The 8,035-nt window shown below is 73.9% G+C and carries 7 protein-coding genes and 1 pseudogene; 1 reads left to right on the top strand and 7 read right to left on the bottom strand.

The genetic code is table 11. From position 1 onward, the window contains the following. A partial coding sequence (locus tag ADY01_RS29335) for an MFS transporter (protein WP_049579530.1) occupies positions 1-1,256 on the top strand: 1,256 nt, incomplete at its 5' end. 42 nt (positions 1,257-1,298) lie between these two features. Here the strand turns inward: ADY01_RS29335 and ADY01_RS29330 are convergent. From ADY01_RS29330 to ADY01_RS29300, 7 genes and pseudogenes are all read right to left on the bottom strand, one after another. Beyond that, complete coding sequence (locus ADY01_RS29330; protein WP_234320456.1) at positions 1,299-1,796, bottom strand: hypothetical protein; 498 nt, start codon at positions 1,794-1,796, stop codon at positions 1,299-1,301. Between the two features lie 74 nt (positions 1,797-1,870). Beyond that, positions 1,871-2,452 (bottom strand): aminoacyl-tRNA hydrolase, encoded by a 582-nt coding sequence (gene pth, locus ADY01_RS29325; RefSeq protein ID WP_049579524.1) that lies wholly within the window; start codon positions 2,450-2,452, stop codon positions 1,871-1,873. 27 nt (positions 2,453-2,479) lie between these two features. Next, complete coding sequence (locus ADY01_RS29320) at positions 2,480-3,100, bottom strand: 50S ribosomal protein L25/general stress protein Ctc (protein ID WP_049579522.1); 621 nt, start codon at positions 3,098-3,100, stop codon at positions 2,480-2,482. Positions 3,101-3,479: 379 nt separating this feature from the next. Next, on the bottom strand, positions 3,480-4,457 hold the full coding sequence (locus ADY01_RS29315) for a ribose-phosphate diphosphokinase (RefSeq protein WP_049579520.1): 978 nt from the start codon (positions 4,455-4,457) through the stop codon (positions 3,480-3,482). Positions 4,458-4,536: 79 nt separating this feature from the next. Then, positions 4,537-6,000, bottom strand: coding sequence for a bifunctional UDP-N-acetylglucosamine diphosphorylase/glucosamine-1-phosphate N-acetyltransferase GlmU (gene glmU / locus ADY01_RS29310; protein ID WP_049579526.1), 1,464 nt, complete (start codon positions 5,998-6,000; stop codon positions 4,537-4,539). A gap of 53 nt (positions 6,001-6,053) precedes the next feature. Then, positions 6,054-6,956, bottom strand: coding sequence for a hypothetical protein (locus ADY01_RS29305; protein WP_049579518.1), 903 nt, complete (start codon positions 6,954-6,956; stop codon positions 6,054-6,056). A gap of 28 nt (positions 6,957-6,984) precedes the next feature. After that, positions 6,985-8,028 (bottom strand): annotated as a pseudogene (locus tag ADY01_RS29300) (SUKH-4 family immunity protein); the annotation flags it as partial. Positions 8,029-8,035 lie beyond the last annotated feature (7 nt).

Here is an 8,035-nt window from a genome sequence, read left to right as displayed (position 1 = left end):
GCCCCGGGCCGCGCGTGCACCCCGCGTGGTGGGTGGCGGGCATCGGCTTCCTCGGCCTCATCGGCGCGGCCGGCTTCCGGGCCGCGCCCGGCGTGCTGATCGACCCGCTGCACGACGAGTTCGGCTGGTCGCGCGGCTCCATCTCGTTCGCCGTCTCGGTCAACCTGCTGCTCTACGGCTTCACGGCGCCGTTCGCCACCGCGCTCATGGAGCGGTACGGCATACGCCGCGTGGTCAGCGGGGCGCTGGTGCTGATCTCGGCGGGCAGCGGGCTGACCGTCTTCGTGAACAGCCAGTGGCAGCTCGTGCTCTGCTGGGGTGTCCTCACCGGGCTCGGCGCGGGCTCCATGGCGCTGGCGTTCGCGGGCACCATCGCGGGGCGCTGGTTCGTCGCCCGGCGCGGCCTGGTCACCGGCATCCTGACGGCCGGCGGCGCGGCGGGGAACCTGGTCTTCCTGCCGCTGGTCGGGCTGCTCTCGGACGGCCCCGGGTGGCGGTTCGCCTCGCTGACCGTCGCCCTGTGCGCGCTGGCCGTCGTGCCGCTGGTGCTCTGGCGGCTGCGCGACCGGCCCGAGGATCTGGGCGTCACGCCCTACGGCGCCCCCGAGGACTGGACCGCGCCGCCCCCGCCGCCGCCCGGCGCGGCGCGCAGGGCGCTCCGCGCGCTGGGAGCCGCCGCCCGCACCCGGGTGTTCTGGCTGCTCGCCGTGACGTTCGCCATCTGCGGCGCCTCCACCAACGGCCTGATCGGCACCCACTTCGTGCCCGGCGCGCACGACCACGGCATGCCCGTCCCCGTCGCCGCCTCGCTGCTGGCGGTGATCGGCGTCTTCGACCTGGTGGGAACGGTCTTCTCCGGCTGGCTGACCGACCGCTACGACCCGCGTCGGCTGCTGGCCGTCTACTACGCGCTCCGGGGCGTCTCCCTGCTCTTCCTGCCGGTGCTGCTCGCCGGGACCGTGCACCCGCCGATGCTGCTGTTCGTCGTGTTCTACGGGCTCGACTGGGTGGCCACCGTGCCGCCGACCATCGCCCTGTGCCGCCGGCACTTCGGCGAGGACGCGGGCGTCGTCTTCGGCTGGGTGCTCGCCTCGCACCAACTGGGCGCGGCGGTCGTCGCGTTCGGCGCGGGCCTCATCCGCGACACGACCGGCTCCTACGACCTGGCGTGGACCACCTCGGGCGCGCTGTGCGCGGTGGCGGCCGTGCTGGTGATGGTGATCCAGGTCCGCCGCACGGAGCCCGCGCCGGTGTGAGACGTGGGTGTGAGACGCGGGCGGGGGACGCGGGTGCGGGGCTCAGATCCAGAGGGTGAACGTCGCCACCAGCGCCGCGAGCCCCACGCCCGCCGTGGCCCACGCCGTGCGGTACATGCGCAGCCCGCCGCCGATGACCACGGCGGCCATCAGCAGCGCCCCGGTCAGCGGCAGGCACGCGTACAGCGCCCCGGCGAGCCCGGTCCGCACCACCTCCCCGGTGCCCGGGACCACCGCCACGGCGAGGCGTTCACCCTCGTCGCGGGCGATGACCTGCCGCAGCACCACGGTCTCGCCCGTGGAGTCGAGCGGGCCCGTGCAGGCGTCGCGATCGCACGCGGCCAGGGTCACGGTGGAACGTTCGCGGCCGTCGCCGATCACCGCGTGCCGGGCCGTGTCGAACGAGGACCACGCCCCCGCGGCGACCAGCAGCAGCACGAGCAGCCCGAGGAACCCCATGCGGGCCACCAGCAGCGCGCCATAGGTGCGCTGACCGGTCCGGCGGGCCCGGCCGGTCCTCAGGGTCTGCGTCGCGGACATGGGCCGATCCTTGGCCACAGCCACGCGTGCGGTCAACCCTGAGGGCCGCTCCCCGGCGGGGCCCGCCGGGTTCCTCAGCCGTTGTACTCGCTCTGCGCCCGCTCCAGGCCCTGGGTGACCAGCGCCTCGGTGGCGTCGGCCGCCCGGTCCACGAAGTAGTCCAGCTCCTTGCGCTCCGCCGTCCCGAAGTCCTTCAGCACATAGTCCGCGACGTCCATCCGCCCCGGCGGGCGGCCGACGCCGAAGCGGACGCGGTGGTAGTCGCGGCCGAGCGAGCCGGTGAGGGACTTCAGGCCGTTGTGCCCGTTGTCCCCGCCGCCCCGCTTCAGCCGCAGCACGCCGTAGCCGATGTCCAGCTCGTCGTGGACGACGACGAGGCGCTCGACCGGGATCCGGTAGAACGTGCTCAGCGCCGTGACCGGGCCGCCCGACAGGTTCATGAACGACAGCGGCTTGGCGAGCACCACGCGCGGGCCGCCCGCGCCCGGCGCGCCGAACCGGCCTTCGAGCACCATGGCGCGGGCCTTGTGCGCCTTGAACGTGCCGCCCATGCGGTCGGCGAGCAGGTCGGCGACCATGAAGCCGACGTTGTGCCGGTTCCCCGCGTACTGCGGGCCCGGGTTGCCGAGGCCCACGATCAGCCAGGGTTCGTCCACGTGCGCCCTTCCTCAGCGCCGCCGCCGTCAGGCGGAGGCGGGCTCCTCGGCGCCCTCGCCGGCCTGCTCCGCGCCCGCCTCGGCGGCGCCCTCGGCCGGGGGCTCCTCGGCCTGCGGCTGGAGCACCTGGATCACGACGTCCTCGCCCTCGATGGCCAGCGTGCTGCCGGAGGGGAGGGGGACGTCCTTGGCCAGGATCGAGGAGCCGACCTGGAGGCCCTGGACGGAGACGGTGACCGACTCGGGGATGTGGGTGGCCTCGGCCTCGACCGTGAGCGTGTTGAGCACGTGCTCCAGCAGGCCGCCGTCGGGGGCGAGCTCACCCTCGACGTGGATCGGGATCTCGACGGTGACCCTCTCGCCGCGCTTGACGATCAGCAGGTCGAGGTGGACCAGGAAGCCGCGGATGGCCTCGCGCTGGACGGCCTTGGGGATCACCAGCTCCTCGCGGCCGTCGATGTCCAGGGTGATCAGGATGTTCGGCGTCTTGAGGGCCATCATCAGCTCGTGGCCCGGCAGCGTGATGTGGACCGGCTCGGTGCCGTGCCCGTAGATGACGGCGGGCACCCTCCCCGTCGCACGGATCCGGCGGGACGCCCCCTTGCCGAACTCCTCGCGGGTCTCTGCGGCGATCTTCACATCGGCCATGGCTGCACTCCTCGTTGGGGTCCTCGCTGGGAAAGGTCACCCGGCCCCGGAGGACCTGCCACGAAGAGCGCGTCGATAACGGACCAGCCCCCACCGGGACCCTCCCTCGCCGAGCAACCCCAAAAGTCTACCCGCCCCCGGCACGACACAGGACCGCACCGATGACGCCACGGGCAGGCGCTGGCCCGCAGGGCCCGCCGGCGCGGAGCGGCGCGGTTCGCGTCGGCGGGCCCTGCGGGCGGCCGCCCGCCGGGGCGGCGGCCCCCAAGGCCCGTGGCCCGCCCGCCCGGAGGGCACCGCGTGGCGTCGGGTGGCTCGTACCGCGCGGCGGTACGGCCGCCCGCGCTCGCGCGGCACTGCCAGGCCCGACCGGCCAGGTCTACGCGTTGCCTTCGAACAGGCTCGTCACCGAGCCGTCCTCGAAGACCTCGCGGACCGCTCGTGCGATCGTCGGTGCCATCGACAGGACGGTGATCTTGTCCAGCGACACCTGCCGCGGCGTGGGCAGCGAGTTCGAGAAGATGAACTCGCTCACCCGCGAGTTCTTCAGGCGGTCCGCCGCCGGGCCCGAGAGGACGCCGTGGGTCGCGGCCACGATCACGTCCTCGGCGCCGTTGGCGAAGAGCGCGTCCGCCGCCGCGCAGATGGTGCCGCCGGTGTCGATCATGTCGTCGACCAGCACGCACACCCGCCCCGCCACATGGCCGACGACCTCGTGCACGGTGACCTGGTTCGCCACGTCCGGGTCGCGCCGCTTGTGCACGATCGCCAGCGGCGCCGCGAGCCGGTCCGCCCAGCGGTCCGCCACCCGCACGCGCCCCGCGTCCGGCGAGACCACCGTCAGCTTCTCCCGGTCCACGCGGTTCGCGATGTAGCCCGTCAGCAGCGGCAGCGCGAACAGGTGGTCCACGGGGCCGTCGAAGTAGCCCTGCACCTGGTCGGCGTGGAGGTCCATGGTGATGATCCGGTCGGCCCCCGCCGTCTTCAGGAGGTCCGCCATCAGCCGCGCGGAGATCGGCTCCCTGCCGCGGTGCTTCTTGTCCTGCCTGGCATACCCGTAGAACGGGATGATCACCGAGATCGACCGCGCCGACGCCCGCTTGAGCGCGTCGATCATGATCAGCTGCTCCATGATCCACTTGTTGATCGGCGCGGTGTGACTCTGCATCAGGAAGCAGTCCGCGCCCCGTACCGACTCCTGGAAGCGCACATAGATCTCGCCGTTGGCGAAGTCGTGGGCCTTGGTCGGGACCAGCCCCACACCCAGTTCCTCGGCGACCTCCTTCGCCAACTCGGGGTGGGCGCGGCCGGAGAAGAACATCAGTTTCTTCTCGCCGGTCGTCTTGATCCCGGTCACAGTACGTCTCCTTGGCATCCGCGTCGGCGCTCGTTCACCCCGCTGGGGCCTTCCTACCGTACGCCCCCTTACGCGCCCCTTACCCCTCGTCCACCTGTTGTTCCACCGCAGCTAGAGCCGCCTCCGCCGCCCGCGCCGCCGCCGAGCCGGGTCGCTTGCGCTCCACCCAGCCCGCGATGTTCCGCTGCTGCCCCCTGGCTACGGCGAGTGACCCCGGGGGCACATCCCTCGTGATGACCGAACCCGCCGCCGTGTAGGCGCCGTCGCCGACGCTGACCGGGGCCACGAACATGTTGTCCGAGCCGGTCCTGCAGAACGAGCCCACCGTGGTGTGGTGCTTGGACTCGCCGTCGTAGTTGACGAAGACGCTCGCCGCCCCGATGTTCGTGTGGTCGCCGATCGTCGCGTCGCCCACGTACGACAGGTGCGGCACCTTCGAACCCTCCCCGATCTCGGCGTTCTTCATCTCCACGAACGTGCCCGCCTTCGCGCCGGACCCGAGCACCGTGCCGGGGCGCAGATAGGCGAACGGGCCCACCGTCGCGCCCTCCCCGATGCTTGCCCCGTCCGCGACCGTGTGCACCACTTCGGCGCCCGCGCCGACCACCGTGTCCCCCAGCCGGCACCCGGGGCCCACCTCCGCGCCCTCGCCCAGGTGGGTCGAGCCGAGGAGCTGCGTCCCGGGGTGCACCACCGCGTCCGGTTCGTAGGTCACCGTGGCGTCCAGCCACGTCGTCGCCGGGTCCACCACCGTGACCCCGGCCAGCATCGCCCGTTCGAGCAGCCGGTCGTTGAGCATCCTGCGGGCCTGCGCCAGCTGCACCCGGTTGTTGATGCCCACCAGCTCCCGGTGGTCGGCCGCCAGCTCCGCGCCCACCCGGTGCCCCTCGGCGCGCAGGATCCGCAGCACGTCCGGCAGGTACTCCTCGCCCTGGCTGTTGTCCGTGGTCACCCGGCGCAGCGCCCACTCCAGCAGCTCGCCGTCGAAGGCGAAGACGCCGGAACTGACCTCCCGCACCGCCCGTTGCGCCTCCGACGCGTCCCGGTGCTCCACGATCTCCGTCACCGCGCCGTCGCCGCCCCGCAGCACCCGGCCGTAGCCGGTGGCGTCCGGCAGCTCCATCGTGAGCACCGTCACCGCGTTCCCCTGGGCGACGTGCGTGTCCGCCAGCGCCCGGAGTGTCGTGGCCGTCTGCATCGGGATGTCCCCGCAGGTCACCAGGACCGTTCCGGCGCTCGGCGCCTTGGCGTCCGCCAGCGCGTCGAGCGCCGCGCGCACGGCGTGCGCCGTCCCGCGCCGCTCGTGCTGCACCGCGATGCGCGCCCCCGGGTCCGTCGCGCTCACGTGCGGGCCGACCTCCTCGCGCCCGTGACCCACCACCACGACCAGCTCGTCGGGCGTCAACTCGCGGCAGACGGTGACCACATGGCCGACCAGCGACCTGCCACAGATGTCGTGCAGCACCTTGGGCTTGGCGGACTTCATGCGGGTCCCCTCACCCGCTGCGAGAACGATGACGGCTGCCGGGCGGATGGGGCTCACGAGGATCGCGTCCTTCACGTGCGGTGGATCGGGGCTCCCGAGGATACCGAGCCCTACTCCTCCGCCTCCGTCTCATCCGGGGAACGGTCCCGGCGCCGCGGGGCGCGGCCCGTCAGCGCGGCCAGCGTGGTCCTTATATGTGCCAGATGCGCCCGCACCTGGTCGGAGCGCTCCTCCAGCTCCCGCGCGACCCGTTCGCTCTCCCGCTCCACACGCTGGCGGCGCACCCGCGCGTCCGCCATCAGCTCGGACCGCCGCGCGTCGGCGGCCTCCTCCCGGGCCCGCGCCTCCGCCTCCGCGTCGGCCAGCTCGCGCCGCGCGGTCTCCAGGGTCGTGTCGGCGCGGTGCGTCAGCTCCTTCACCCGGGCCTCGGTCTCCGCCTCGCGGGCCGCCAGGTCCTCCCGTAAGGCGCCGGCCGCCGCCCCCTGGGTCCGGTGCTGGTCCTCGACCAGCGCGGCGCAGCGGCGTTCCACCTCGGCCAGCGCGGCGGCGGCCCGGTCCCGCACGGCCGACGCCCTGCGGCGCGCGTCGTTCATCAGGCGGGTGGCCTGCGCCGACGCGGCGGCCACCGTTCCCTCGCCCGAGGCGTCCGCCTCGGCCCGCAGCCGCTCCGCGGCGGCGGCGGCCTCGGTCCGCAGCGCGTGCGCCGCCGCGGCCGCCGCGTCGAGCAGCCGCTGCGCCTCCGCCTCCGACGCCTCGCGCAGCGCCGCCGCCTCGGTCTCCACCTCGGCCAGCAGCTCCTGCGCCCGCTCGCTCAGCGTGTGGAAGGTCCGCGGCGGCAGCGCCGCCACCGCGGCGGACAGCCGCTCGGCCTCGCGGGTCATCCGCTCGACCCGCATGCTCAGCTCGGCCAGCCTGCGCCACGCCAGGTCCCGGTCCCGCCCGAGCCCGGCCAGTACCGCGTCCACCTGCTCCGGGCGGTAACCGCGCCCACGGGTCACGCGGAAGTCGTTCATAGGGGAATAGTCCCCGCCAGAACGCGACTTACAGCAATCCGTCCCACATCTGTTCCAGCAGGACCGACCACCAGCTCTCCGGATCGGCCACCGCCATCGGGTCCAGCGAGGCCAACTGGGCCTGGAAGTCCGTGGTCCATCGGCCCGCCTGCTCCGAGTTCAGCCCGAGGCGCAGGCGCCACATCCGGCCCAGGAGCGCCATGCAGCGGGCGAACTGCGGCAGCGACGCGTTGACGAACTGCGGGGGAACGGGCCCGGCCGGGTCGGCCTCCAGCGGCACCGCCACGATCGCGGCCGTGCCGTACTGCACGCACAGGTGGCGGCCGAAGTCGGTGCCCATCACCAGGTAGGAGCCCGCGTCGGGGCCCGGCTGCACGCCGCGCTCCATCGCCAGCTCGGCCAGCGTCGGCACGGGGCGGCCCGGCTGGGCCTGCGCCCAGAAGAACGGGCCGATCTCCATGGGGAGCCCGGACCACAGCAGCGTCTGCTGCACGATCTCGGGCACGCCGTGCCGCGACACCGTCTGCGGCGTGTACCGGAAGACGGCCTGCGGCCCGAACGCCTGGGCGAGCTCCTGCCCGATCACGTCGAGGCCCACGGCGGGCGCGGGCTGCTGCTGCGGCAGCGGCGCGCGCACCGGGGCGGAACGGGGCGGGCCGTCGGCGAACTGCTGGAGCTCGTCCTGATGCTCCACCAGGTGCCGCACGCCCGCCTGCCGGGACGCCAGGTCGCGGCCGTAGGCGGCGGTGTGCGTGATGCGCACCTGCGGCCACGTCTCGCGGACCATCCGCGCGCAGTACCCGCCGGGCAGCTCGCAGGACTGGAGCTCGGTGTGCAGCTCGACGACGTGCTGGGGCGGCACGTTCATCGCGTGCAGCTCGTGCAGGATCTGCCACTCCGGGTGCGGCATCCCGGGCGCGGAGCGGCGGATGAGCTGCTGCTCCGAGCCGTCGGGGGCGCGGTAGCGCAGCACCGCCATGTACCCCGAGCCGACCGCGGGCTGCCCCGGCGGCGGGTAGCCGTAACTGCCCGCGCCGGGCGGCGGGGGAGGGGGCCCGCCGCCCGGCGCGGGCAGTTAC

The organism is Streptomyces sp. SBT349 (genome assembly GCF_001083795.1).
Classification (GTDB): domain Bacteria; phylum Actinomycetota; class Actinomycetes; order Streptomycetales; family Streptomycetaceae; genus Streptomyces.
The sequence above is the reverse complement of the archived record's forward strand: the minus strand, read 5'-3'. Positions and strand labels throughout refer to the sequence as shown.